Source organism: Kocuria oceani, assembly GCF_029524215.1.
Taxonomy (GTDB): Bacteria; Actinomycetota; Actinomycetes; order Actinomycetales; family Micrococcaceae; genus Kocuria; species Kocuria oceani.
On the sequence record NZ_JARAMH010000033.1, the window covers coordinates 1 to 22,092 of the forward strand.

At 73.6% G+C, this 22,092-nt stretch carries 21 protein-coding genes; 12 read left to right on the forward strand and 9 right to left on the reverse strand.

Translation table 11 applies throughout. The features are described from left to right. Positions 1-227 precede the first annotated feature (227 nt). The 3 genes from PU704_RS19140 to PU704_RS19150 form a co-directional block, all read right to left on the reverse strand. Positions 228-1,502, reverse strand: coding sequence for an ABC transporter substrate-binding protein (locus tag PU704_RS19140; protein ID WP_277552658.1), 1,275 nt, complete (start codon positions 1,500-1,502; stop codon positions 228-230). Positions 1,503-1,632: 130 nt separating this feature from the next. Continuing rightward, positions 1,633-2,766, reverse strand: a complete 1,134-nt coding sequence (locus PU704_RS19145) for an L-talarate/galactarate dehydratase (protein WP_277552659.1) — start codon at positions 2,764-2,766, stop codon at positions 1,633-1,635. A 235-nt stretch (positions 2,767-3,001) separates the two neighbouring features. Continuing rightward, positions 3,002-4,276: an ABC transporter substrate-binding protein gene (locus PU704_RS19150; RefSeq protein WP_047803227.1), complete on the reverse strand. Its 1,275-nt coding sequence runs from the start codon at positions 4,274-4,276 to the stop codon at positions 3,002-3,004. A 297-nt stretch (positions 4,277-4,573) separates the two neighbouring features. Here PU704_RS19150 and PU704_RS19155 point away from each other — a divergent pair, with 297 nt between their 5' ends. Both PU704_RS19155 and purU read left to right on the forward strand, forming a co-directional pair. Continuing rightward, on the forward strand, positions 4,574-5,449 hold the full coding sequence (locus tag PU704_RS19155) for a methylenetetrahydrofolate reductase (protein WP_277552662.1): 876 nt from the start codon (positions 4,574-4,576) through the stop codon (positions 5,447-5,449). Further along, positions 5,446-6,321 carry a formyltetrahydrofolate deformylase gene (gene purU / locus PU704_RS19160; protein ID WP_047803225.1) on the forward strand — a complete coding sequence of 292 codons (876 nt, stop codon included), beginning with the start codon at positions 5,446-5,448 and terminating at the stop codon, positions 6,319-6,321. Before PU704_RS19155 ends, purU begins: the two co-directional genes overlap by 4 nt. 98 nt (positions 6,322-6,419) lie before the next feature. Here the strand turns inward: purU and PU704_RS19165 are convergent, their stop codons facing one another. Then, a complete protein-coding gene (locus PU704_RS19165) occupies positions 6,420-8,678 on the reverse strand; it encodes a bifunctional anthranilate synthase component I family protein/class IV aminotransferase (protein WP_277552664.1) in 2,259 nt (752 codons plus the stop codon). A 7-nt stretch (positions 8,679-8,685) separates the two neighbouring features. Continuing rightward, the gene (locus tag PU704_RS19170; RefSeq protein ID WP_075872163.1) at positions 8,686-9,399 is read right to left on the reverse strand and encodes a FadR/GntR family transcriptional regulator; all 714 of its coding nucleotides are present in this window, start codon (positions 9,397-9,399) and stop codon (positions 8,686-8,688) included. Between the two features lie 205 nt (positions 9,400-9,604). Here PU704_RS19170 and PU704_RS19175 point away from each other — a divergent pair, with 205 nt between their 5' ends. Beyond that, positions 9,605-9,925 carry a putative quinol monooxygenase gene (locus PU704_RS19175; RefSeq protein WP_075872164.1) on the forward strand — a complete coding sequence of 107 codons (321 nt, stop codon included), beginning with the start codon at positions 9,605-9,607 and terminating at the stop codon, positions 9,923-9,925. A 118-nt stretch (positions 9,926-10,043) separates the two neighbouring features. Beyond that, on the forward strand, positions 10,044-10,841 hold the full coding sequence (locus tag PU704_RS19180) for an IclR family transcriptional regulator (RefSeq protein ID WP_277552668.1): 798 nt from the start codon (positions 10,044-10,046) through the stop codon (positions 10,839-10,841). 24 nt (positions 10,842-10,865) lie between these two features. On the opposite strand, the gene PU704_RS19185 is transcribed toward PU704_RS19180, so the two are convergent. Then, the gene (locus PU704_RS19185; protein ID WP_047803220.1) at positions 10,866-12,464 is read right to left on the reverse strand and encodes a GMC family oxidoreductase; all 1,599 of its coding nucleotides are present in this window, start codon (positions 12,462-12,464) and stop codon (positions 10,866-10,868) included. Further along, positions 12,461-13,075 carry a hypothetical protein gene (locus tag PU704_RS19190; RefSeq protein WP_047803219.1) on the reverse strand — a complete coding sequence of 205 codons (615 nt, stop codon included), beginning with the start codon at positions 13,073-13,075 and terminating at the stop codon, positions 12,461-12,463. Before PU704_RS19190 ends, PU704_RS19185 begins: the two co-directional genes overlap by 4 nt. Before the next feature lie 144 nt (positions 13,076-13,219). Between PU704_RS19190 and PU704_RS19195 the strand changes: the two genes are divergently transcribed. Continuing rightward, positions 13,220-13,657, forward strand: a complete 438-nt coding sequence (locus PU704_RS19195) for a GNAT family acetyltransferase (protein WP_047803218.1) — start codon at positions 13,220-13,222, stop codon at positions 13,655-13,657. A 19-nt stretch (positions 13,658-13,676) separates the two neighbouring features. Here PU704_RS19195 and PU704_RS19200 read toward each other — a convergent pair whose 3' ends face one another. Continuing rightward, entirely contained in the window at positions 13,677-14,603 is a 927-nt protein-coding gene (locus PU704_RS19200; protein ID WP_277552672.1) for a DUF5996 family protein, read from the reverse strand. Between the two features lie 129 nt (positions 14,604-14,732). On the opposite strand from PU704_RS19200, the gene PU704_RS19205 reads away from it, so the two are divergent. The 7 genes from PU704_RS19205 (at position 14,733) to PU704_RS19235 (ending at position 20,826) form a co-directional block, all read left to right on the forward strand. Continuing rightward, entirely contained in the window at positions 14,733-15,080 is a 348-nt protein-coding gene (locus tag PU704_RS19205) for a UBP-type zinc finger domain-containing protein (RefSeq protein ID WP_156270200.1), read from the forward strand. Positions 15,081-15,111: 31 nt separating this feature from the next. Further along, positions 15,112-16,701, forward strand: a complete 1,590-nt coding sequence (locus PU704_RS19210) for an MFS transporter (RefSeq protein WP_082157343.1) — start codon at positions 15,112-15,114, stop codon at positions 16,699-16,701. 282 nt (positions 16,702-16,983) lie between these two features. Then, the gene (locus PU704_RS19215) at positions 16,984-18,471 is read left to right on the forward strand and encodes an alpha/beta hydrolase (RefSeq protein ID WP_277552675.1); all 1,488 of its coding nucleotides are present in this window, start codon (positions 16,984-16,986) and stop codon (positions 18,469-18,471) included. Positions 18,472-18,679: 208 nt separating this feature from the next. Then, positions 18,680-18,886 (forward strand): hypothetical protein, encoded by a 207-nt coding sequence (locus PU704_RS19220; RefSeq protein WP_277552676.1) that lies wholly within the window; start codon positions 18,680-18,682, stop codon positions 18,884-18,886. Beyond that, positions 18,883-19,788, forward strand: coding sequence for an NmrA family NAD(P)-binding protein (locus tag PU704_RS19225; RefSeq protein ID WP_158041243.1), 906 nt, complete (start codon positions 18,883-18,885; stop codon positions 19,786-19,788). Before PU704_RS19220 ends, PU704_RS19225 begins: the two co-directional genes overlap by 4 nt. Beyond that, positions 19,785-20,495 carry a PQQ-dependent sugar dehydrogenase gene (locus PU704_RS19230; RefSeq protein WP_277552680.1) on the forward strand — a complete coding sequence of 237 codons (711 nt, stop codon included), beginning with the start codon at positions 19,785-19,787 and terminating at the stop codon, positions 20,493-20,495. The genes PU704_RS19225 and PU704_RS19230 overlap by 4 nt, the downstream gene beginning before the upstream one ends. A gap of 67 nt (positions 20,496-20,562) precedes the next feature. Then, positions 20,563-20,826: a hypothetical protein gene (locus tag PU704_RS19235; RefSeq protein WP_277552682.1), complete on the forward strand. Its 264-nt coding sequence runs from the start codon at positions 20,563-20,565 to the stop codon at positions 20,824-20,826. A 265-nt stretch (positions 20,827-21,091) separates the two neighbouring features. On the opposite strand, the gene PU704_RS19240 is transcribed toward PU704_RS19235, so the two are convergent. Beyond that, positions 21,092-21,385 (reverse strand): hypothetical protein, encoded by a 294-nt coding sequence (locus PU704_RS19240; protein ID WP_277552684.1) that lies wholly within the window; start codon positions 21,383-21,385, stop codon positions 21,092-21,094. Positions 21,386-22,092 lie beyond the last annotated feature (707 nt).

Genomic DNA, 22,092 nt, shown 5'->3' on the forward strand with positions numbered 1-22,092 from the left:
GACCGAGGGCCGCTCGGCCCCCGGGTACTGACAGGTGACATTCGCGTAGCGCACAGCAGACATGGAACAAGCCTCTTTCCCGGCAGGCACGTGCCGGACGATCCGAAGGAGAAGAAGAAGGAGAGTGTGGTTGAACGGTCGAAGGGACGGATGGTCGGCGCTCGGCGGGGTGCCGCCCAGGTGGAGCCGCGGGCGCCGGCCCGGCCGGCGCCCGCGGAGCGTGCGGGTCAGCTGATCGCCGACTCCATCTCGGAGATCATCCGCTCGGCGGCCTCCTGCGGGCTCGCCCGGTCGAAGGCGACGTCCAGCTCGTAGCGGTAGAGGATCTCCTGGAGGGAGCTGAAGCCCAGCGGCGGGATCGGCAGGGGGTCACCGAGCTCCGGCTGGACCTCCTCGATGAACTCGGCAGCCATGGTGTCCGCCTCGTCCAGCTCGGGGAGGACCGCCTCGCGGACGGACTGGTTGGCGGGCAGCCCGCGGTCGGCGAGGTTGAGCAGGCCGGCCTCCTCGCTGTTGACCATGAAGTCGATGAACTTCTTGACCTCCTCCGGGTGCTCCGTGCGGGCGGAGCCGGACATGAACATCGCAGACTTCTGGAAGAGCTGCGCCCCGCCCTCGGCGCCGTCCGTGCTGGGGAAGCGCAGGGGGAGGAGGTCGTTGCCGGACGCCGCATTCAGGGCGCTCAGCTGGTTGGTCCACCACATGCCCATCGCGGCGCCGTTGGTGCCCGTCAGGGACTGGTCCGGGCCCGGGCTCTGGTCCTCGGTGAGCACCGAGGCCGGGGGCAGGGCCCCGTCCTCGATCAGCTGCTTCTGCAGCTCCAGGTACTCGGCCGCGTCGGCCACCTCGAAGCCGAGCTCGCCCTCGGGGGTGGTCATCTCCTTGCCCTGCTGCCGCAGCCAGATCTGGAAGCCCGCCGGCTCGTTCGGTCCGCTGGCCCCGTAGGCGTCCGAGTTCTCCGTGATCTGCGCCGCGACGTCCGAGTAGTCCTGCCAGGTCCACGTGCTGTCGTCCGGCAGCTCGACGCCGGCCTCCTCGAACAGCGCCGGGTTGGCCACCAGCGCCATGATGTTCACGCCCGTGGCCACACCGAACAGGCCCTCCTCGGTGCGGCCGCTCTCCACGACGCCCTCGTCGATCTCGCTCACGTCCACGTCGGAGAGGTCCAGCAGCGCGCCGTTGTCGGCGTACTCGCGGATGTACTTCTCCTCCATCTGGATGACGTCCGGGGCATCGCTGGAGGCCGTCTGCGTGGCCAGCTTGTCCCAGTACCCGGACCAGTCGCCGTACTCGCCGGTCACCGTGATGCCCGGGTTCTCCTCCTCGAAGGCGTCGATGATCTTCTGCGTCTGCTGGTGGCGGGTGTCCGAACCCCACCAGGCGAAACGGAGCTCGACGTCACCGTCGGCGGTGGCGCTGTCGCCGCCGCCGCAGCCGGTGAGGGCGAGAGCCGACACGGCGAGGGCCGTGACGGCCTTGGCGAGAGGTCCGGTGCGCTTCATGTCGATCGTGTCTCCTGGGTCGGGGCGATGGTGGAAAGCGTTTTCCCAACACTAGCTGTGATCCAGCTCACGGGTCAAGAGGTGGTGCGGACGTGTTCGGGCGGACCGGGCGACCCCGGGCCGTGCTCGACTACGCGGTGCCGAAGGCTGCGCTGTCGGTGGTCCAGGCGCGGGCCTGCTCGCTGAGCGTGATGCCCAGTCCGGGGCGTGCGGGGACCAGCATGCGGCCGTCGCGGGTCTCGAGGCGCTCCTCGAAGAGGGGGTCGAGCCAGTCGAAGTGCTCCACCCAGGGCTCGCGCGGATAGGCGGCGGCCAGGTGCAGGTGGATCTCCATGGCGAAGTGCGGGGCGAGGTCCAGGCCGCGCTGGTCGGCCAGGGCGGCCAGGCGCAGGAACTGCGTGATCCCGCCCACCCGCGGGGCGTCGGGCTGGATGATGTCGCAGGCCCGGGCGTCGATGAGCCGCACGTGCTCGGCGACCGAGGCGAGCATCTCGCCGGTGGCGATCGGGGTGTCCAGGGTGGCCGTGAGCCGGGCGTGGCCCTCGGCGTCGTAGGCGTCCAGCGGCTCCTCGATCCAGGTGAGGTCGAACTCCTCGAGCCTCCGGCCCATGCGCAGGGCGGTCGCCCGGTCCCACTGCTGGTTCGCGTCGACCATGAGGGGCACGGTGGCCCCGATGTGCTCGCGCACGCCGGCCACGCGCCGGAGGTCCTCCGCCGAGTCGGGCAGGCCCACCTTGATCTTGATCCCGCCGATGCCGGCCTCGAGGGAGGCCGTGGCGCGGTCCTTGACCTCCTCCAGGGAGGCGTGCAGGAAGCCGCCGGAGGTGTTGTAGGTGCGCACCGAGTCCCGGTGGGCGCCCAGGAGCTTGGCCAGCGGCAGGCCGGCCCGCTTGGCCTTGAGGTCCCACAGGGCCACGTCGATCGCGGCCAGTGCCTGTGTGGCCACCCCGGAGCGGCCCACCGAGGCTCCCGCCCACAGCAGCTTGTCGTACACCTTGGCGATGTCGCTGGGGTCCTCGCCGATGAGCCCTTCGGCGACCTCCTTGGCGTGGGCGTACTGGGCCGGCCCGCCCGCGCGCTTGGAGTAGCTGAACCCCACTCCCGAGTGGCCCTGCTCGGTGCTGATCTCGGCGACGAGGAAGACGACCTCGGTCATCGGCCGCTGCCGGCCGGTGAACACCTTGGCGTCGGAGATCGGGGTGCTCAGCGGCAGGGTGACGGTGGACAGCTGCAGGTGGCGGACGGCGTCCGGGGTGTAGGTCATGGTGGGTCCTCGTGCTGGATGTGGGGTGGACACCACGAATAGTACAAGTTGGAAACTTGTATGACTAGAGGTCGTGCTCGAGGGGTCCTGCGCGGCCGTGGTGTCGACGGCCGCGTGCGCGGACGTGCGAAGTCCCTCCGCCGCCGGTGTCGGCCGCGGAGGGACTGGGGCCCGCGGGTGCGGGCCGGGCCGCGCCGCGGGCGCCGGTCCGGCCGGCGCCCGCGGCGCGTGCGGGTCAGCTGATCGCCGACTCCATCTCGGAGATCATCCGCTCGGCGGCCTCCTGCGGGCTCGCCCGGTCGAAGAACACCTCCAGCTCGTAGCGGTACAGGATCTCCTGCAGGGTGCTGTAGCCCAGCGGCGGGATCGGCGTCGGATCGCCCAGCTCCGGCTCGATCTCCTCGAGGAACTCCGCGGAGCGGGCGTCTGCCTCGTTCATCTCCGGGACCACGGCCTCGCGCACCGACTCGTTGGCGGGCAGGCCCCGGTCGGCGAGGTTGAGCAGGCCGGCCTCCTCGCTGTTGACCATGAAGTCGATGAACTTCTTGACCTCCTCCGGGTGCTCCGTGCGGGCGGAGGCCGACATGAACATCGCCGGCTTGTAGTAGAGGGCGGCCCCCTCCGCCGTGCCGTCCATGCTCGGGAAGCGCAGCGGGACGAGGTCGTTGCCCGACGCGTCGCTGACAGAGCTCAGTTGGTTGGTCCACCACGCGCCCATCGCGGCGCCGTTGGTGCCCGTCAGGGACTGGTCCGGGTTGGGCGCCTGGTCCTCGGCCACGACCGAGGCGGGGGGCAGGGCGCCCTCCTGCATCATCCGGTGCTGCATCTCCAGGTACTCGGCGGCGTCCGCCGCGTCGAAGCCGAGCTCGCCCTCAGGGGTGGTCAGCTCCTTGCCCTGCTGGCGCAGCCAGATCTGGAAGGTGTCGGGCTCCGCCGGGCCGGCGGCGCCGTACGCGTCGCTGCCCTCCGTGACCTGCTGGGCGACGTCGGAGAAGTCCTCCCACGTCCAGGTGGTGTCGTCGGGCAGCTCGACGCCGGCCTCCTGGAAGATCGTGGGGTTGGCCATGATGGCCATGGCGTTGACGCCGGTGGTCACGCCGAACAGGCCCTCCTCGGTGCGGCCGTTCTCCACGACGTCCTCGCTGAGCTCGCCGAGATCCATGTCCGAGAGGTCCAGCAGCGCGCCGTTGTCGGCGTACTCGCGGATGTACTTCGCGTCCATCTGGATGACGTCCGGGGCGTCGTTGGAGGCCGTCTGGGTGGCGAGCTTGTCCCAGTAGCCGGCCCAGTCGCCGTACTCGCCGGTCACGGTGATGCCGGGGTTCTGCTCCTCGAAGGCGTCGATGATCTCCTGGGTGCGCTGGTGGCGGGTGTCCGAGCCCCACCAGGCGAACCGGAGCTCGACGTCGCCGTCGGCGGCGGCGCTGTCGCCGCCGCCGCAGCCGGTGAGGGCGAGGGCGGATACGGCGAGGGCCGTGACGGCCTTGGCGAGAGGTCCGGTGCGCTTCATGTCGATCGTGTCTCCTGGTGCTCGGTCCTGAGTGCTGGAAAGCGTTTTCCAAACCGTATCTGTGAGCCAGCTCACGAGTCAAGGGGTGGTGCGAGGATATTTCCGCCTCCTGCCGCGTCCCCGGCCGGCAGGGTGCCCTGCTCTGCACGAGCCACTCGGGGCGGCGATGAGGCCTGGGCGGGGCGCGGTGTTCCTCCCGGGAGAGCGCTGTGCATACTGGTGGCACCTGCCGTGCGCGGGCGTGGACGCCCGTGCGGAGCGCCCGGCCGGTCCGGCGCCGTGGAGAGGACGGGACCCATGCCGACCAGCACGCCCACCGGGAGCCCGGCCGCCGTGCAGATGCTCCCGGGCTTCTCGCTGGAGATGACGGGCCGGGACGTGCCCGCCCTGCAGGAGGCGGGCCCGGGGATCCCCCCGGGCACCCGGATCAACGTCACGTTCCTCGCTCACGAGGATCCGGCGCTGCGCGTGGCCGCCGCCCGGGCCGTGCGCGAGCACGGGTTCGTGCCGGTGCCCCACGTCTCGGCGCGGCGGCTGCGCTCCCGGGACGAGCTCGACGCCTTCCTCGTGCACCTCGCGGAGGCCGGGGCCGCCGAGCAGGTGCTCGTCGTGGGCGGTGACCCCGGGACCCCGCAGGGTCCCTACGAGGACGCCCTCGCGGTCATCCGCAGCGGGGCCCTCCAGCGCCACGGCGTGCGCGGCGTGGGCATCGGCGGCTACCCGGAGGGCCACCCCGCCGTCGACGACGACGTCCTGTGGTCGGCGCTGGCGGCCAAGACGGCCGCCCTGCGCGAGCAGGGCCTCGAGGCCACGGTGATCACCCAGTTCGGCTTCGACACCGCCCCGGTCCTGTCGTGGCTGGCCGAGGCGCGCCGCCGCGGGATCGACGCCCCGGTGCGGATCGGCGTGCCGGGTCCGGCGGGGGTCCGCCGGCTGCTCGGCCACGCCCGCCGCTTCGGCGTGGCCACCTCGGCGGGGATCGCGCAGAAGTACGGTCTCTCCCTCACGCACCTGCTGGGCACCGCGGGTCCCGACCGCTTCCTGCACGACCTCGCCGCGGGCTACGACGCCGAAGCCCACGGTCCGGTGCGGCTGCACTTCTACACCTTCGGCGGGCTGGGGGCCACGGCCTGCTGGGTCCGGCAGTTCGGCGGGGAGCGGGTGGCGCCATGAGGCCTCCGCAGCAGTCCGTGCTCCGCCCCGACCACGCCAGCCTCGTGGTGCACGGCCGGGACCAGCCGGGCATCGTCGCCGTCGTGACCTCCGTGCTGGCCCGGCACGGGGCGAACATCGTGGCGCTGGACCAGCACTCCGACGACCCCGAGGGCGGGGCGTTCTTCCAGCGCACGGTCTTCCACCTGCCCGCCTACCCGGCGCTGCGGCCCGTGCTCGAGCAGGACCTCGCCGCGGCCCTCACGGGCGGCTTCGACCTGCAGTGGCGGTTCACGGACCTCTCGGCGCCCCGGCGGGTGGCGGTCTTCGCCTCCCGGTCCGACCACTGCCTGCTGGACCTCATCTGGCGCCAGCGCCGCGGCGAGCTGCCCGTGACGATCTCGATGGTCGTCTCCAACCACCCGGACCTGGCGCAGGAGGTCCGGGGCTTCGGCATCCCCTTCTTCCACGTCCCCACCGAGGACAAGGCGGTCGCCGAGGCGGAGCACCTGCGGCTGCTGGACGGCAACGTCGACCTCGTGGTGCTGGCCCGCTACATGCAGATCCTCTCCTCGCCGTTCCTCGAGGCCGTGGGCGTGCCGGTGATCAACATCCACCACTCGTTCCTGCCCGCCTTCGTGGGCGCGGAGCCCTACCGCAAGGCCAAGGAGCGCGGCGTGAAGATCATCGGCGCCACGGCCCACTACGTCACCGAGGACCTCGACGAGGGACCGATCATCGAGCAGGACGTGGTGCGGGTCTCCCACCGGGACACCGCCCAGGACTTCGCCCGGCGCGGCGCCGACGTGGAGCGGCAGGTGCTCGCCCGCGCGGTGCTGTGGCACTGCCAGGACCGGGTCGTCCGCCACGCCCGCCAGACGATCGTCTTCTGACCCGCCCCGCCGCCCTCACTCCGTCCCACCTCTCCTCGCCTCACGTCGAGGCCGCAGGTGACGGCGACCCGCCCGTGCGCCCTCGCCGTCACCCGCGGTCACCCGCGCCCTCGGCGGAGGGCGCGGGTCAGGGAGTGCTGGACGGGGCCCGGTTCCCACCGGGCCACCCCGTCCACGGAGCCGACGGGATGGGCGCCGACCACCGAGTTGGTCACGAACACCTCCGTGGCCGCGGCGAGCTCCCCGAGCCGCAGCGGCCGCTCGTCGACCGGGCGCCCCGATCGGCGCAGGGCCTCGAGCGCGCGGGCCCGCACCACCCCGGGCAGGATGCGGCCGTCCGCGGGCGGGGTGACCGCGGTGCCGCCGAGCACCGCGAAGACGTTGGCGCGACCGGTCTCCAGGACCGTGCCGTCGGCGTCCACCAGCAGGGGGTCGCAGCTGCGCGACCACAGCCCGGGCTCGGGCTCGTGGACGAGCACCCGCCGGTCCGCCCACTTGTGCGCGCCCAAACCGCCGGTCAGCCGCACGGGGACCAGCCGCCACGGGGGCACCGGTCCCGGCGGCAGCGCCGTGGCCGTCACCCGGACGTCCAGGGTTCCTCCCGGGGTGGGCGCCGCCGCGATCCGCAGCCGGTGGGGGCCGGTCAGCCCGGCGGCGTGCCCCAGCACCTCCTCGCGGACGCCCCGCGGCAGCTCCGTGCCGCAGCACGCCAGGCAGCTGGCGCCGAGGCGGCGCAGATGGGCGTCGAGCTGGACGGGTTCCCGCTCCTCCACGAGGAGAGTGGTGAACACGCCCTGGGCGCGCAGCGGGGCCGGGGCCGGCAGCTCGAAGAGCGGGGCCCGGTCCGCCGGCCCGGGCGCGCTCGGCGCGCCGTGCAGGTCCCAGTCCTGCCGCAGGGCGGCGTCCAGCTCCGCTCCGACGGCGTCGAGCAGGGGCACCGCCTTGACGAGGGTCTCGTGGGCCTCGTCGGCGGGGTCCGAGTCGGCCACGATCCCGCCGCCCACGCCGAGCCGGACCCGGTTCCCGGTGAACTCGAACGTGCGGATCGCCACGTTGAGCACCAGGCCGCGCGGGCCGGCGCAGCCGACGGCGCCCGTGTAGACCTCGCGGCCGGCCGGTTCGAGCGCGTTGATGATCTCCATGGCCCGGATCTTGGGGGCACCCGTGCAGGAGCCGGGCGGAAACGTGGCCCGCAGCAGGTCGCCGTCGCCGAGGCCCGCACGCAGCCGGCCCCGCACGTCCGCCACGAGGTGGTGGACCCCGGTGTGCGGCTCGACCCGGGGTGCGGCCGGCGCCCGCACGGACCCGGGCACGCACGCCCGGGAGAGGTCGTTGCGCATCAGGTCCACGATCATGACGTTCTCGGCCCGGTTCTTCGCCGAGGCGTGCAGCTCCGCCGGGTCGGTGACGGCCGGCGCGGTGCCCTTGATGGGGGAGCTGAGCACGGCACGCCCGGTGCGGCGCAGGAACAGCTCCGGCGACAGGCTGGCCACGGCACCGCCGGGCAGCCGCAGGAAGGCCGCGAAGCGCGGGGCCAGCCGTTCGTGCCCGGCGCAGAAGAGGTCCACGGGGTCGCCCTCGAAGCCGGCCTCGAGGCCGCGGCAGATGTTGGCCTGGAAGATGTCACCGTCCCGGATGTGCCCGAGCGCCGCGGTCACGGCGGCGGCGTGCTCCGCCGCGGAGGCGTCCGCGCGGAAGGGCCCGCACCGGTAGGCCTCCGGGCCGCTCGGGCCCGCCAGCGCCTCCCGGACGATCCGGCGGGCCGCGGCCGTCCGGGCCGGATCGGCCCCGGGCCACCGCTCGAGCACCCAGTCCCCGTGGCCGGCCCGCCGGCGCAGCACGTGGTCGTAGAAGCCCAGGTGGTGCTCCGGCAGCCGCGCCGGGCGCGGCGGGGGCGCCGGGAGGCGCTCCAGCCGCCGGGACAGCTGGTAGCCGAGGTACCCGATCCAGCCCGGGCCGGCCGCCGCGGCGCCGGGCCCGTCCGCCCTCGCCCCGGCCGGCCCCGGGGCCACCGTGCCCGGGTCGGCGAGCGGGAGCGCCGTGCCCGAGGCCGCGAGCGGGGCCATGGTGTCCGGGCCGGCGGGCGTGGCCACCGTGCCCGAGGCCGCGGGCACGGGCACCGTGCCCGGCTCCGCGAGCGGGGCCACCGTGCCCGGAGCGGCCGACGGAGGCACCGTGTCCAGGGCGGCGAAGGGGTCCTCCTCCGGGGCCAGCACGTGCACGGGCCGGAAGCCGATCAGGGCGTCCCCGCCGTCCCAGTCCCCGAACAGGGCCACCAGCCCGGGCTGGTCCCGCAGGGCCCGCAGCATCTGCACCGGCGACACCGCTGTGCCGGCGACCACCTCGATCTCGCGCATCCCCGGCTCAGTCCTCGACCGGGACGGCCGTGCGGCTCACGGGACCGCCCGCCTCGGCCTCCAGGCGCCACAGCGAGTTCGCCAGGTGCAGGCGCATGGCGGCCGACGCCGCCAGCGGGTCACCGGCCCGGATGGCGTCCAGGACCGCCCGGTGCTCGGCCACGACCCGGGCCGTGCGGCCGCCGGGCCCGGCGCCGTCGAGCCGGCGCGGCGGCATGGTGATCATGGCCGGACCCAGGCCGGTCAGGGCGTCGACGTAGTAGGGGTTGTGACTGGCCTCGGCCACGGTCCGGTGGAACTCGAAGTCGTGCTCCAGGGCGGCGGCCGGGTGGTCCGCGTCCTGCTCCGTGAGCAGCAGCTCCTGCTCCATCCGGGCGAGCTGCTGCTCGTCGCGGGCCGTGGCGGCCAGCGCCGCGGCCTCGGACTCCACCCCGGTGCGGAAGGCGAGCAGGCTGCGGCGGTCCCGCAGCGTCCGCACGGGCCGCCCGGCCCCGGCGGGAGCGGCCGGCGGGGTGAGGGCGAAGCTGCCGCTGCCCCGCCGCGTGTGCACGAGGCCCTCGGCCTGGAGCCGGGCGACGGCCTCCCGGACCACCGTCCGGCTCACCCCGTGCTCGGCGATCAGGCTGCTCTCGCTGGGCAGGCGCTCGCCGGGGGCGATGCGCCCGTCGACGATGCGTGCCCGCAGGTCGTCCACGAGGGCGGTGGTGAGGTTTCGGCTCATGGGCCCATGATCTCACCCGGGCGGCGTCTCCTGCCGCCCGGCCCCGGGACCCGGGCCGGAGCCGCCGGGCACCGGCGGGCCGAGGGGCGCCCCGGGGTTATCGGTCCGCGATAACCTGCCTTGGCGGGCCGTGCCGCGGACCGCGACACTGACCAGGAGAGCACCGGGCCCCGCACCCCGGGCGTCCGCCGAGAAGGGAGCAGGGATGATCTTCATCGTCGTCAAGTTCAAGGTGAAGCCGGAGTGGTCGGAGCGCTGGATCGACTTCTCGCGGGACTTCACGGAAGCCACCCGCCAGGAGCCGGGCAACCTGTGGTTCGACTGGTCCCGCAGCGTGGACGACCCGAACGAGTTCGTCCTCGTCGAGGCCTTCGAGGACGACGCCGCCGGCCCGCACGTCAACAGCGAGCACTTCCGGACGTTCACGGCGGAGGCACCCCAGGCGCTCGTGGAGACCCCGCAGATCATCAGCGAGACGATCTCCGCCCAGGGCTGGAACCGGATGGGCGAGATCACCGTCGAGTGAGTCCGCGCCGCGACGAGCGGCGAGGGGTCCGCTGAGGACTCCGCTGGACCGTCCGTGGCCCGGGGGCGGCGCTCCCGGGCCATTGGCACGTGCAACGCCGACCGCCACAATATGAGGCATGACCACACGTGACGCCGGCCTGGCCTCCGTCCAGAAGGCCTTCGCGCTGCTCGACGTCGTGGCGCGGGACCCCCGGGGGGCGACGGCCAAGGACATCAGCGCCGCGCTCGGGATCCCGCTGCCCTCGGTCTACCGGCTGCTGCAGACGCTCGTGGCCTCCGAGCACGTGGTTCACCTCAGGGACCAGCGGCGCTACGGGCTGGGCTACAAGGTGCACGCCCTCGACACGTCCCTGCGCCAGCAGGTCGGCACGCCCGGCACGGTCCGGCGCGCGGTCCGCGACCTGCACGCCTCGGCCGACGCCGCCGCCTACTTCGCGGTGTACCGCGGGGACGCCGTCGTGGTGGCGCACGTGGTCGACTCCCCGCGCCGGCCACGTCTCGACCCCCTGGACTTCGGGTTCACCGACGCGGCCCACGCGACGGCCTTCGGCAAGATCCTGCTCGCCCGGATGGACCGGGACGAGGTGGCGGAGTACCTCCAGCGCCACGGCATGCCCGGCCTGACGGAGCGGACGCTGCGCACGCCGGAGACCCTGCACCGGGAGCTCCGGCGGGTGCGCGCCGAGGGCATCGCGGTGGAGCGGGAGGAGTTCGTGCCCGGAGCCTCCTGCCTGGCCGCGCCCGTGCTCGACGCCGCGGGCCGCACCCTCGGCTCCGTGGCGGTGTCGTTGCGGCCGCCGGACTTCGAGCGGCGGCACCGGGCGATCGTGCCGGTGCTGCGGGACGCCGCCGACCGGGTGGGCCGGGCCCTGCGCGCCGCGGAGGACTGCCCGGTCGCCCGCCGGGCCGACTGAGCGGTCCCCCGCCGCGGGGCGGCGCTACAGGTGCCGGCCGGCCAGCTGCTCGGCGATGTAGTCGGCCTGGCGGGTGGCCAGCGCCACGATCGTCAGCGTCGGGTTGGCCGCCGCCCCGGTGGTGAACAGCGACCCGTCGGAGACGAACAGGTTCGGCACGTCGTGGCTCTGGCCGAACGCGTTGGTCACCCCGTCCTCGGGGCGCTCGCTCATCCGCGCCGTGCCCATGTTGTGCGTCGCCGGGTACGGCGGAGTGCGGTGCGTGGACACCGCGCCCACGGACTCGTAGAGCAGGGAGCCCTGCTGGTAGCCGTGGTTGCGCATCGCGACGTCGTTCGGGTGGTCGTCGAAGTGCACGTTGGGCACGGGCAGGCCCAGGTGGTCGGTCACCGTGGTGTTGAGGGTCACCCGGTTGGTCTCCTGCGGCATGTCCTCGCCCACCACCCACATCCCGGCGGTGTTCTCGTAGCCGTCGAGCAGGGCGGCGAAGTCCGGTCCCCACGCGCCCGGGTCCCCGAAGCTGGCCAGGAAGGCCGGCCCCAGGGAGATCGTCTCCATGTAGTAGCCGCCGGCAAACCCCCGGTCCACGTCGTGCCGGGACTCGTCGGCGACGATCCCGGCCATCGTCTCGCCCCGGTACATGTGCACCGGGCGGTCGAACTGCGCGTAGACCGATCCGGTGGTGTGGCGCATGTAGTTGCGGCCCAGCTGCCCCGACGAGTTGGCGAGCCCGTCCGGGAACAGGGGGGACGCCGAGAGCATCAGCAGCCGCGGCGTCTCGATCGCGTTGCACGCCACGGCCACGAGCCGTGCCCGCTGCCGCTGCACCTGGCCGTCCCCGTCCACGTAGACCACGCTGTCCACCAGGCCCCTGTCCGTGTGGGTGATCTGCACGGCGTGGCAGTCCGCGCGCAGGTCGAGGCAGCCGGTGCGCAGGGCCTTGGGGATCTCCGAGACGAGCGTGGACCACTTGGACCGGTTCTTGTCGCCCTGGAAGTTGAACCCGTCCTGGACGGACGCCGGGCGCCCGTCGTACGGTTCGGCGTTGGTCCCGTACGGGCCGGTCGCGTAGTGCCGGTAGCCGAGCCGCTGCGCGCCCGCCGCGAGCACCTTGTAGTTGTTGTTCGCGGGCAGCGGGGGACGGCCGTGCCGGTGGGTGCTGCCGATCTTCCGCTCGGCGCGGTCGTAGTACGGGGCCAGGTCCTCGAGCGTGATCGGCCAGTCCAGCAGGTTCGCGCCGTCCACGCGCCCGTAGACGCTGCGCGTGCGGAACTCGTGGGCCTTGAACCGCGGCGTGGCCCCCGACCAGTGGGTGGTGGTCCCGCCGACGGCCTTGACCAGCCACGCCGGGAGGTTGGGGAAGTCCCGCGCGATCCGCCAGGACCCCGTGGTGGTCCGGGGGTCCAGCCAGGCCATCTGGTGGAAGGCCTCCCACTCGTCGTTGACCCAGTCCTCGCTGGTCAGGTGCGGCCCGGCCTCGAGCAGGACCACCTTGATGCCCTTCTCGGTCAGCTCGTGGGCCAGCGTTCCCCCGCCGGCGCCGGAGCCGATGACGACGACGGCGGAGTCGTCGTCCAGCTCGATCCGGGCGGAGCGCTGCTGGTCCTGGGGCGTGGTGGTCATGCGGTCTCTCCCGGCTCGACGACGTCCGACCCCTTGAAGAGGTCGCTGAAGGGCTGTTCGGTGGTCTCGGAGGCGCCCTGCTGGTCCAGGTTCCATCCCTCCTTGGGGGCGGCGCTCGCCACCGGGTAGCCGAGGCGGCCGCACTCGGGCAGCTCCTCCTCGGACTCCTCGACGCGCGGATCGGGCAGCCAGTCGAGGTCGTCGAAGCCGCGGTGCAGATAGCCGCCCTTCGAGAAGGACTCGCCCTCGTAGCCCAGGGCCTCCCACACCTCGTGGTCGTCGTAGAGGTGCAGCACGGTGGTGCGGCGGATGAACCCGAAGAACTCGAGGTCGGCGATCCGCTTGAGCACGTTCAGGGCGGCCTCGTCGGGGAGGTCCACGAACGGCTCCTCGCTCAGCGAGTCGAGGGTCAGCAGCCCCTGGGTCAGGGCCATCCGGAACCAGGTGGAGTTCTCGGCCTCCGCCACGATCTTCTCGGTCATCCGTTCGTACGGGCCGTCCGGGAGCTGCGGGTGCGGGAACGCGACCCGCACGATCCGCGTCAGGGTGCGCTTCGCCTCGTCCGTCAGGGCGAGGGCGTTCAGGGCGGAGTACTTCGCGGGATAGACCATGGGTCTCCTCCTCGTCGGCGCTGCCGGGTGTCACCACCGAGTGTGAGGCAGATCACCACGACGGGCCAGACGCGTTATCGCAGGGCGAGAACGCCCGCTCGGCGCGGCGACGCGTGAGAGCATGGGCCGGTCGAAGGAGGCCGCATGATCGTCGACCGACTGCCCGAGCACCTGTGCGAGGACGCCGTGGCCCTGTGGGAGGACGCGGGGCTGACCCGTCCGTGGAACGACCCGCGGGCGGACCTGGCCCGGGCCCTGGCGGGGCCCTCGTCCACGGTGCTGGCCGCCGTCGAGGAGGACGGGCTCGTGGGCACCGCGATGGTGGGCCACGACGGGCACCGGGGCTGGGTGTACTACGTGGCCGTGCGGCCCTCCCACCGGGGGAGAGGCCTGGGCCGGGCGCTGATGGCCGCGTGCGAGCAGTGGGTGGCCGGGCGCGGCATCCCGAAGATGCAGCTGATGGTGCGCACCGGCAACGCGGGCACGCGGGACTTCTACGAGCGGCTCGGCTACGCCGTGCAGGACACCGTGGTGCTCGGGAAGTTCTTCGACCCGCGGCGCCAGGCCCGGCAGAGCGGCTGAGCACCGCCGGCCCCGTCCCTCAGACGCGGGGGTCCGTGACCCCGCCCGGGCAGTCGTAGTGGAAGAAGTCCCAGGCGCTGCGGCGCGCCCCGGCCCGGTAGGCGCTGTCCCAGAACTCGAGGACGGCGCCGTGCGGGTCGGCCAGCCCCCGGACGTCGTCGTAGCGCAGGACCGCCAGATGGCTCCCGCCGCGCTCGGCCCACCGCGCCGTGTCCGGCCGCAGCGGCTCGGCGGCCAGGCCGTCCGGCTCCGGGGCGGTGTAGGAGTAGAAGGCCGGCTCGGGGAAGGCGTCGTCGCCGAACCAGAACCCGGAGCTGATCACCTCCCGCGAGTACGCCTCGCCCGTCACCGGGTCCGCGCCGGGCGGGACGTCCACGGCGGTGTCGGCGAAGCGGGTCACCGCGATGTCGAAGGTGTGCCAGAAGTGGTGGACGGGACTGGTCTTGCCGGACCACTCGCCGGCGAACCGCTCGAGCAGCAGGTTCACCTGGCCCAGCACCTGCCAGTACCGGGTCACGGCGGCGGGGTCGTAGACGGCGTGCTCGGTGTCCTCGGCGAACGGACGCCCGGAGTCGGGCAGGTCGAAGGGGCGGGGGTCGGCGATGGCGACCTCGACCCCGGCGGCCCCGAGGGCGTGCAGCAGGCGGTCGTGGAAGGCCGCCACGGACAGCCCCGGGAGGGCGAAGGAGTGCCTCAGGCCCGTGGCGGTGCTGAGGTCCAGGCGGTGGTCGAGCAGGTCGAGGTCGATCGTGAACACCGGGTCGCGGCCCATCGGGCGGGTGGTCAGGCCCCGCCCGGTGACGTGGAACGGCACGTTCCACCAGTGGTTGCGGCGGGGCGCGGCCGCCAGCCGCACCTTGCCGACCACCTGCAGGAACCGGTGCAGGGTCTCGCGGGTCTCCCGCCAGGGCTCGTAGGGCATCTCGGGGAAAGCGGCGTGGTTCATGGCGTCCTCCTCCGCCCAGTGTGCGGGTGCCCCGCCGGGAATTCCAGGGCTGGTCGAGGACCCGCCGGCGTGGGACAGTGGTGCCGGGCGCCGCGCGGCGCGGCGGCCCGCGACGCGGGGGTGGTCGGCATGGCCGAGGACGACATCGACGTGGGCGCCGGTCCGAGCGGCACCGGGTGCGCCGAGTGCCTGGCGGACGGAGGCTGGTGGGTGCACCTGCGCCGGTGCGCCCGGTGCGGGCACATCGGGTGCTGCGACACCTCCCCGGCCCAGCACGCCACCGCCCACCACCGGCGGACGGGCCACCGGTACGTGCGCAGCTTCGAGCCGGGGGAGTCCTGGTGGTGGGACTACGCCACCGGCACCTTCGTGGAGGGCCCCGAGCTCGCCCCGCCGCAGCACCGGCCGGAGGACCAGCCGGTCCCCGGCCCCGCGGGGGCGGTGCCCGCCGACTGGCGCCGGCACATCCACCGGTGACGCCCCCCGGGAAGCACCAGGTCCTGCCGCGATGAACGACTCCTCCGCCCGCGCCGTTACCGGTCCGGCCGGCCGCCCGCCGGCGCCGCTGGCCTGGGGGCAGGCCCGCGCCCGGTGGGTGCTCACCGCGACGGTCCTCGGCTCGGCGCTGTCCTTCCTCGACGCGACGGTCGTGAACATCGCCCTGCCCTCCCTCGGGGCCGACCTCGGGGCGGGAACGGCCGGGCTGACCTGGGTCGTCAACGCCTACGCCCTGACCCTGGCCGCGTTCGTGCTCCTGGGTGGAGCGCTGGGGGACCGGTACGGCCGGCGCCGGATCTTCCTCGTGGGGGTGACGGTCTTCGCCGCGGCGTCCGCGCTGTGCGGCCTGGCCCCGGACATCACGGTCCTCGTGCTCGCCCGGGCCGCGCAGGGCGTGGGCGGGGCGCTGCTGACGCCGGCCGGCCTCGCGATCCTGCAGGCCTCGTTCGCGCCCGAGGACCGGGCCCGGGCGATCGGAGCCTGGTCGGGCCTCACGGGGGTCGCCGCGGCGGTCGGCCCGTTCCTCGGCGGATGGCTGGTGCAGGCCGTGAGCTGGCGCTGGGTGTTCCTGATCAACCTGCCGCTCGCGCTGGCCGTCGTCGTCATCAGCCTGCGCTGCGTGCCCGAGTCCCGGGATCCCGGGGCGGCCGCACGGCCGGACCTGCCCGGCTCCGCGCTGCTCGTGCTGGCCCTCGGCTCGCTGACCTACGGGCTCACCGCGGCGGCCGAGGCGGGCCCCGGCGCCCCCGCTCCCCTCGGCCTGCTCACGGGGGGCCTGGTGCTGCTGGCCGGGTTCCTGCTGTGGGAGCGGCGGTCGCGCGCCCCGGTCCTGCCGCCCGCGGTGCTGCGGGTGCGCCTGTTCGTCGTGGTGAACGCCATCACGCTGCTGGTCTACGCGGCCCTGGGGGCGGTGTTCTTCGCCCTCGTCGTCGCCCTGCAGGTGGGCGCGGGGTTCTCCCCGCTCGCGGCCGGCCTGTCCCTGCTGCCCGTCACCCTGCTCATGCTGGTGTTCTCCGCCCCGGTGGGCGCCCTCATGAGCCGGACCGGCCCCCGTCCCCTGATGACGCTCGGCCCCCTGGTCGCAGGGCTGGGCGTGGCCCTGCTGGGCCGCATCGGGCCCGGGGCCGACTACACGCTCGACGTCCTGGTGCCCACGACCGTGTTCGGGGCCGGACTGACCCTGATCGTCACTCCGCTGACCGCGACCGTCCTGGCAGCACTGCCCGAGGAGCAGGCGGGGCTGGCCAGCGGGGTGAACAACGCCGTCGCCCGCACCGGTGGCCTGCTCGCCGTCGCCGCGCTGCCGCTGCTCGGCGGGCTCGGCGACGGCGGCCTGGCCGAACCCGAGCGGGTCCGTGACGCGTTCGTGCTGATCACCCGGGTCTGCGCCGGGACGCTGGTCGTGGGCGGGCTGCTGTCGGCGCTGCTCGTCCGGACCCCCGCCGAGCAGGCCGCCTCCCGCGCGGGGCCCCCGGCCGGGCGGCCGGTCCCGCCGCGGGCGGGGGTCGCGCCGACGCACTGCGCCGTGGGCGGGCCGCCCGCCGCGCTGCCTCCCACCGGGGACCCGGGTGCGGCGGGGGCGGCGCCGACACATCGTTGACCCCCGCCGCGCGGCGCCTCTACCCTGAAGCCCCTCGTCACTGCACAGTTGGTCGCGAGCGCTCGGACCCGGCGGCGCACCGGGACGTCCGGTCGTCCGGGCGCGCGCGAGACCGGTGGGCACCGGTCGGCCCGCGCCGTCGCGCGATCCCGATCCGCATCCCGGTCGCCCGTCCCGAGGACGTGATGTGCCGTGCACCCTTGCCAGCCCACCGCCATTTCCGCTCCGCCCCGCACCCGTGCGCGGCGGCTCCACCGCGCACGAGCCCGCGCGGGAGCAGCCGTGCTCTCCCTCACCGTCCTCCTCGCCGCCGCCCCGGTCACCGGGGCGGGCGCGGTCCCGCGCACCGCGCCGGTGGTCACCGCGCAGGCCCCGCCCGGGCTCGAGCCGTTCTACGCGCAGGAGATCGTGTGGACCCCGTGCGGGGTGGCCGCCGAGTGCGCCACGGTGAGCGCTCCGCTGGACCACGCCGACCCCGCCGCCGGGGTGATCGACCTCGCCCTCACCCGGGTGCCGAGCACCGGCGCGGCCGCGCCGCAGGGCTCGCTGCTCGTGAACTTCGGCGGCCCGGGCGGCTCCGGCACGGCGGCGATCGAGGGGTGGGCGGCCGGCCTGGACCCGGACGTGCGCGCCGCCTACGACGTCGTGGGCTTCGACCCCCGGGGCGTGGGGTCCTCCACCGCGGTGGACTGCGTGGACGGGCCCACCGTGGACGCTTGGCGCGCCGACCCGGTGGACCCGGACACCCCGGAGGGGCTCGCCGAGCTCACCGCGCGGGCCGAGCTGTTCGCCGCGGCGTGCGCCGCCACCACCGGCCCGCTCCTGGGGGAGGTCGACACCGACAGCGCAGCCCGGGACCTGGACCTGCTGCGCGCCGTCCTGGGGGACGACCGGCTGACCTATCTCGGCTACTCCTACGGCACCGCGCTCGGCGCGGCCTACATCGAACTGTTCCCGGAGCGCACCGGCCGGTTCGTGCTGGACGCCGCGGTCGACCCGGCCCTGGACATCGCCGACCTCAGCGTCCAGCAGGCCGCCGGCTTCGAGCGGTCCCTGCGGGTCTTCGCCGCCTCCTGCCTGCCGCAGGACGGCTGCCCGCTCGAGGGCACCGTGGACGAGGCCGTCGCGGAGATCGACGCCCTGCTGGAGCGGCTCGAGACGCAGCCGCTGCCCACCGCCGACGGCCGGCCGCTCACCGTGGACGACGCGGTCGCCGGGATCATCAGGCCGCTCTACGAGGACCGGGTCTGGTGGCTCCTGGGCCACGCCCTCGGCCGGGCCCTGGACCACGGGGACGGAACGGCGCTGATGTTCCTGGCGGACTCGGCCTACGGGCGCAGTCCCGACGGGACGTACTCCAACGCGAACGAGGCGAACACGGCCATCGACTGCCTGGACTACCCGGTGGACGACAGCCCCGCGGCCATGGCCGCCCTGGACGCGCGCCTGCAGGAGGCCGCCCCCACGCTCGGGGACTACTTCAGCCACGACGAGGCCTACTGCGGGGCCTGGCCGCACGAGCCGGTCTCCCCGCCGGCGCCGGTCGACGGGGCGGGGGCCGGGCCCGTCCTCGTGGTCGGCGGCACGGGGGACCCGGCCACGCCCTACGCCTGGTCCGAGGCGCTCGCCGAGCAGCTGGCGGGCGGGCACCTGCTCACCCGGGAGGGGGAGGGGCACGGCTCCTACCTGCGGGGCAACCTCTGCGTGGACGAGGTCGTCAACGGCTACCTGCTCCAGGGCGTGCTGCCGGCGCAGGAGCGGACCTGTTGATGCCGGGGAACCCGGGGAGGGGCGATCTCGCGCCGGCGCATGAGCGGGCCGGCGCGAGATCGCCCCCGCACCGGCCCAGCCACCAGGGAAATCAGGAAGATCCGGTGGCTCCGGCCCATCCTACTGAGCCCCCGGTCACGGTTCAGCACTTGATTTTTCCAGCAGAACGTGACTGTCCGCGGGGTACCGCGCGGGCGGCGAGGGGAGGATGCTGGACGGTGGAGAGGAGCACACCATGGGGGACCGGGACGCGCTGCGGCAGCGGGCAGTGGTGGGCGCCGCGGCCCTGTCCGGGCTATGGGTGCGCACGCAGGGCACCCCGTGGCTCCAGCCGCCGATGATCGCCGTGACGGCCGGGGCCGCCGCCGTCACGGCGGCGGCACTCCGCAGCACCGCCGGTCCGAGGCCCGCGTGAGCGCGCCGGTGCTGGTCACGGGCGCCACCGGCAACGTGGGCGGTCCCCTGGTCGAGGCGCTGCGGGCGGCCGGGGCGGCCGTGCGCCCGGCCGCCCGCCGCCCCCGGGACCCGGAGGGCGTCCGGTTCGACTTCTCGGACCCCGGGACGTGGGACGCGGCCTTCGCCGGTGTCCGCACGATGTTCCTGGTGCGCCCGCCGCAGCTCGCCGACGTGCGCCGCGACCTGGTGCCGGCCCTGGTCCGGGCCCGGGAGCGCGGGGTCCGGCACGTCGTGCTGCTGTCCGTGCAGGGCGCCGGTCTCGTGCCCGTCCTCCCGCACGCGGCTGCGGAGCGGTGGCTGCGCCGTTCGGGCCTGGCGTGGACGTTCCTGCGCCCGTCCTACTTCGACCAGAACCTCACGACCGTCTTCGCCGCGGACATCAGGGACCGGAGCCGGATCGTCGTGCCGGCCGGGAATGGGCGGACGGCCTTCGTGGACGCCCGGGACGTCGCCGCCGTCGCCGCGCGGGTCCTGCTCGACCCGCGGGCGCACGCCGGACGGATCTGGACGCCGACGGGCGAGGAGGCCCTCACCTGGGACGAGGCGGCGGCGGTGCTGGGCGAGGTGCTCGGCCGCACGATCGCCTACACCCGTCCGGGGATCCGGGCCTATGTCCGGCACGCCCGTCACCAGCTGGGGATGGACCCCGCCATGGCGGCCACGACCGCAGCCATCCACGCGACCGCGCGCCTGGGGCTCGCCGGGCGGCTCACCGGCGACGTGCGGGCCGTCACCGGCCGGGCGCCGACCTCGCTGCGCGAGTTCGCCCGCCGGGAGAGCCGGGTGTGGGCGCCCGCGCGCTGCCCGGACGCGACCGCCCCCGGCACCCCGCCGGAGCACCGGAACGGGGGACACCCGTGAGCGCCCGCCGGACCGGTCCCGGCGCGGCGTGCGCCGCGCTGCTGCTGACCGGCTGCGCCGCGGGCGGCCTCGGACCCGCCGGCGAGCAGCTGGGCGCCCCGGCCGGCGCCCCGGACCTGGAGGTGCAGACCGTCGTCGACGGGCTGAGCAACCCCTGGGACGTGGCCCTGACCCCCGGGGGCACCGCCCTGGTCACGGAGCGCGGCGGCCGCCTGCTCGCCCACGACGCGCAGGGCACCCGGGAGGTCGCGGCCGACCTGGACGACCTGTTCGTGGGCAGCGAGGCGGGGCTGATGGGGCTGGCGGTGTCCCTGGAGTTCGACCGGACCCGGGAGTTCTTCCTGTGCCACGCGACGCGCACCGAGGACGGCGGGCCGCGCGACGTCCGGGTCACCCGCTGGCGGCTCGACGGCTCCGCCCGGGCGGCCGAGCGCACCGGGACGGTGGTCGACGGGCTGCCCATCAGCACCGGCCGGCACAGCGGCTGCCGGCTGCGCTTCGCCCCGGACGGGACCCTGCGCGTGGGCACCGGGGACGCCGCCCAGGGCGAGAACCCGCAGGACCTCGGCTCGCTCGGGGGCAAGACGCTGCGGCTGCACCCCGACGGCACGGTCCCGGACGACAACCCGTTCGCCGACCGGCCGGGGAGCGCCGCCGCCGTGTACACCCTGGGCCACCGCAACGTGCATAAGACACGGCGCGTTTAGCAAGCACTGTCCCCTGCCGTTTCTACAGTAGAAGGGTAAGCAAGCCCCCCAGTAGTTAGGCAGACCATTGACGGAAGTTCAGGACATCCACCACGGAGGACTGACCCCTTCGGCCCTCGGCAAGTTCGTGACCGTGAAGTACCACCAGGGCGAGCGCGTTGCGGGCACGCTGGTGAGCTACGAGTACCGGCACAACTCGACGCGCACGGAGGGACGCCTGCCCATCTTGGCGTTCGACATGCTCATCGGTGACGAGCGGGTGCACTTCGAGTGCGACCCCAGTTACTCCGGTTCATCGCGCGGCCTGGTGACATTCAAGATCGATTCCTAAGCCGATCAGCACTACGGCGTGAGTGATGCCCCCGGCCCGTCATGGGATCGGGGGCACTGCTTTGTCCGGTCAGGTTCGCCCTGTCGCACGAGACACCCAAGTGTCTCGCAACAGTCTTCGAGTACAGCAAAATGGGGCAATACTTGAAGTACATAGTTGTGAGACAGATGAGCCCTTGCAAATTAAGGGATCGCGCTCAGGGAAGTGTCTTACGCAAATCTGTCTCCCAAGCCAAGGGATGCAAGACACTGTGTCACAACGGGAGTCAGTCACTCAGCGGCGGGATGAACGCCGCTCCCCCGAACTCGATAGGTAGCCCGTGCTCCCATCCGAACATGAGTTGCGTTGCGTTGATCGTGTGACGCTCAGGCACAAAGATCACCCCGTCAGCCTTGCTGATCTTGCGACGCTGGACTGTGATGCCCTTGTGCTGCGCCCCAGTGACCGCCTGGACATGGGCCGGATTGGCACAGTTCAAAGTGCCCTGGCAGATGTGGTCTAGCTCTACGTCCGGCGTCAGCTCTTGCCCGGTGAACAGTTCATAGCTCACGCGGTGCACGCGCTGTGGTCTACCCCCGTAGTGCATGAGGCCGTAGCCATCATCGTCAGTCAGTCCAGTCCACAACCAACAGCCGTACTCGCCCGGCTTTAGCTTCTCTGCGAGACGGGCGAAAGGGTCACGGTTCGCCGGAGTGATCGGCTCATCCGGCCTGGCATCTCCAGTCGTGTAGGCCCGCTGCCAGTGCGCATGGCACAAGCCAAGCGCCTTGTGCTTACGTCCGCACCCCGGTACCTCACAGAGCCGCATGGGCTTGGGTGCCCTAGGCTCTGGCCTCTTACGCATGGCCTTACGTTGCTCAGCAGTAGGGGTAGGCGTGCCGTACTTGCTATCAGTCCGGTAGTGATTGATGCACAGGTTGTGTCCGTGAATCGGCTTGTTGCACTTGTCCACGATGCATAGCTCAGGTGTCGTTGTCATCGGTCTTGCCTTTCGTCGTGTGGTCTGCGCCCTGCTGGGGCGCGGTAAAGGGTGGGGGGAGTGCCCCCGTTGCGGATTTTTCCCATGCCCGGGGGTGTTAGCTATTCGCAACCTGTACGGGTTGTATTGCTTCAATGAATGTCTATATGAACGCAAAAGGGGCCGAGCACTAGGTCAAGCCCCTCAGAGTGGTGTAGCGATCTTTCATGTAGGGGTCAGGCGGTGAGGGCTGTCAGGGGGTCGGTGGTCACCTCGCTTCCGGTGTTCGCGACGGTGGTGAGCCGGCA

Excerpts from the sequence above, each read along its gene's own strand:
- PU704_RS19140 (WP_277552658.1), bottom strand. The coding sequence starts at position 1,502 with ATGAAGCGCACCGGACCTCTCGCCAAGGCCGTCACGGCCCTCGCCGTG.
- PU704_RS19145 (WP_277552659.1), bottom strand. The coding sequence starts at position 2,766 with ATGACCTACACCCCGGACGCCGTCCGCCACCTGCAGCTGTCCACCGTC.
- PU704_RS19150 (WP_047803227.1), bottom strand. The coding sequence starts at position 4,276 with ATGAAGCGCACCGGACCTCTCGCCAAGGCCGTCACGGCCCTCGCCGTA.
- PU704_RS19155 (WP_277552662.1), top strand. The coding sequence starts at position 4,574 with ATGCCGACCAGCACGCCCACCGGGAGCCCGGCCGCCGTGCAGATGCTC.
- purU (WP_047803225.1), top strand. The coding sequence starts at position 5,446 with ATGAGGCCTCCGCAGCAGTCCGTGCTCCGCCCCGACCACGCCAGCCTC.
- PU704_RS19165 (WP_277552664.1), bottom strand. The coding sequence starts at position 8,678 with ATGCGCGAGATCGAGGTGGTCGCCGGCACAGCGGTGTCGCCGGTGCAG.
- PU704_RS19170 (WP_075872163.1), bottom strand. The coding sequence starts at position 9,399 with ATGAGCCGAAACCTCACCACCGCCCTCGTGGACGACCTGCGGGCACGC.
- PU704_RS19175 (WP_075872164.1), top strand. The coding sequence starts at position 9,605 with ATGATCTTCATCGTCGTCAAGTTCAAGGTGAAGCCGGAGTGGTCGGAG.
- PU704_RS19180 (WP_277552668.1), top strand. The coding sequence starts at position 10,044 with ATGACCACACGTGACGCCGGCCTGGCCTCCGTCCAGAAGGCCTTCGCG.
- PU704_RS19185 (WP_047803220.1), bottom strand. The coding sequence starts at position 12,464 with ATGACCACCACGCCCCAGGACCAGCAGCGCTCCGCCCGGATCGAGCTG.
- PU704_RS19190 (WP_047803219.1), bottom strand. The coding sequence starts at position 13,075 with ATGGTCTATCCCGCGAAGTACTCCGCCCTGAACGCCCTCGCCCTGACG.
- PU704_RS19195 (WP_047803218.1), top strand. The coding sequence starts at position 13,220 with ATGATCGTCGACCGACTGCCCGAGCACCTGTGCGAGGACGCCGTGGCC.
- PU704_RS19200 (WP_277552672.1), bottom strand. The coding sequence starts at position 14,603 with ATGAACCACGCCGCTTTCCCCGAGATGCCCTACGAGCCCTGGCGGGAG.
- PU704_RS19205 (WP_156270200.1), top strand. The coding sequence starts at position 14,733 with ATGGCCGAGGACGACATCGACGTGGGCGCCGGTCCGAGCGGCACCGGG.
- PU704_RS19210 (WP_082157343.1), top strand. The coding sequence starts at position 15,112 with ATGAACGACTCCTCCGCCCGCGCCGTTACCGGTCCGGCCGGCCGCCCG.
- PU704_RS19220 (WP_277552676.1), top strand. The coding sequence starts at position 18,680 with ATGCTGGACGGTGGAGAGGAGCACACCATGGGGGACCGGGACGCGCTG.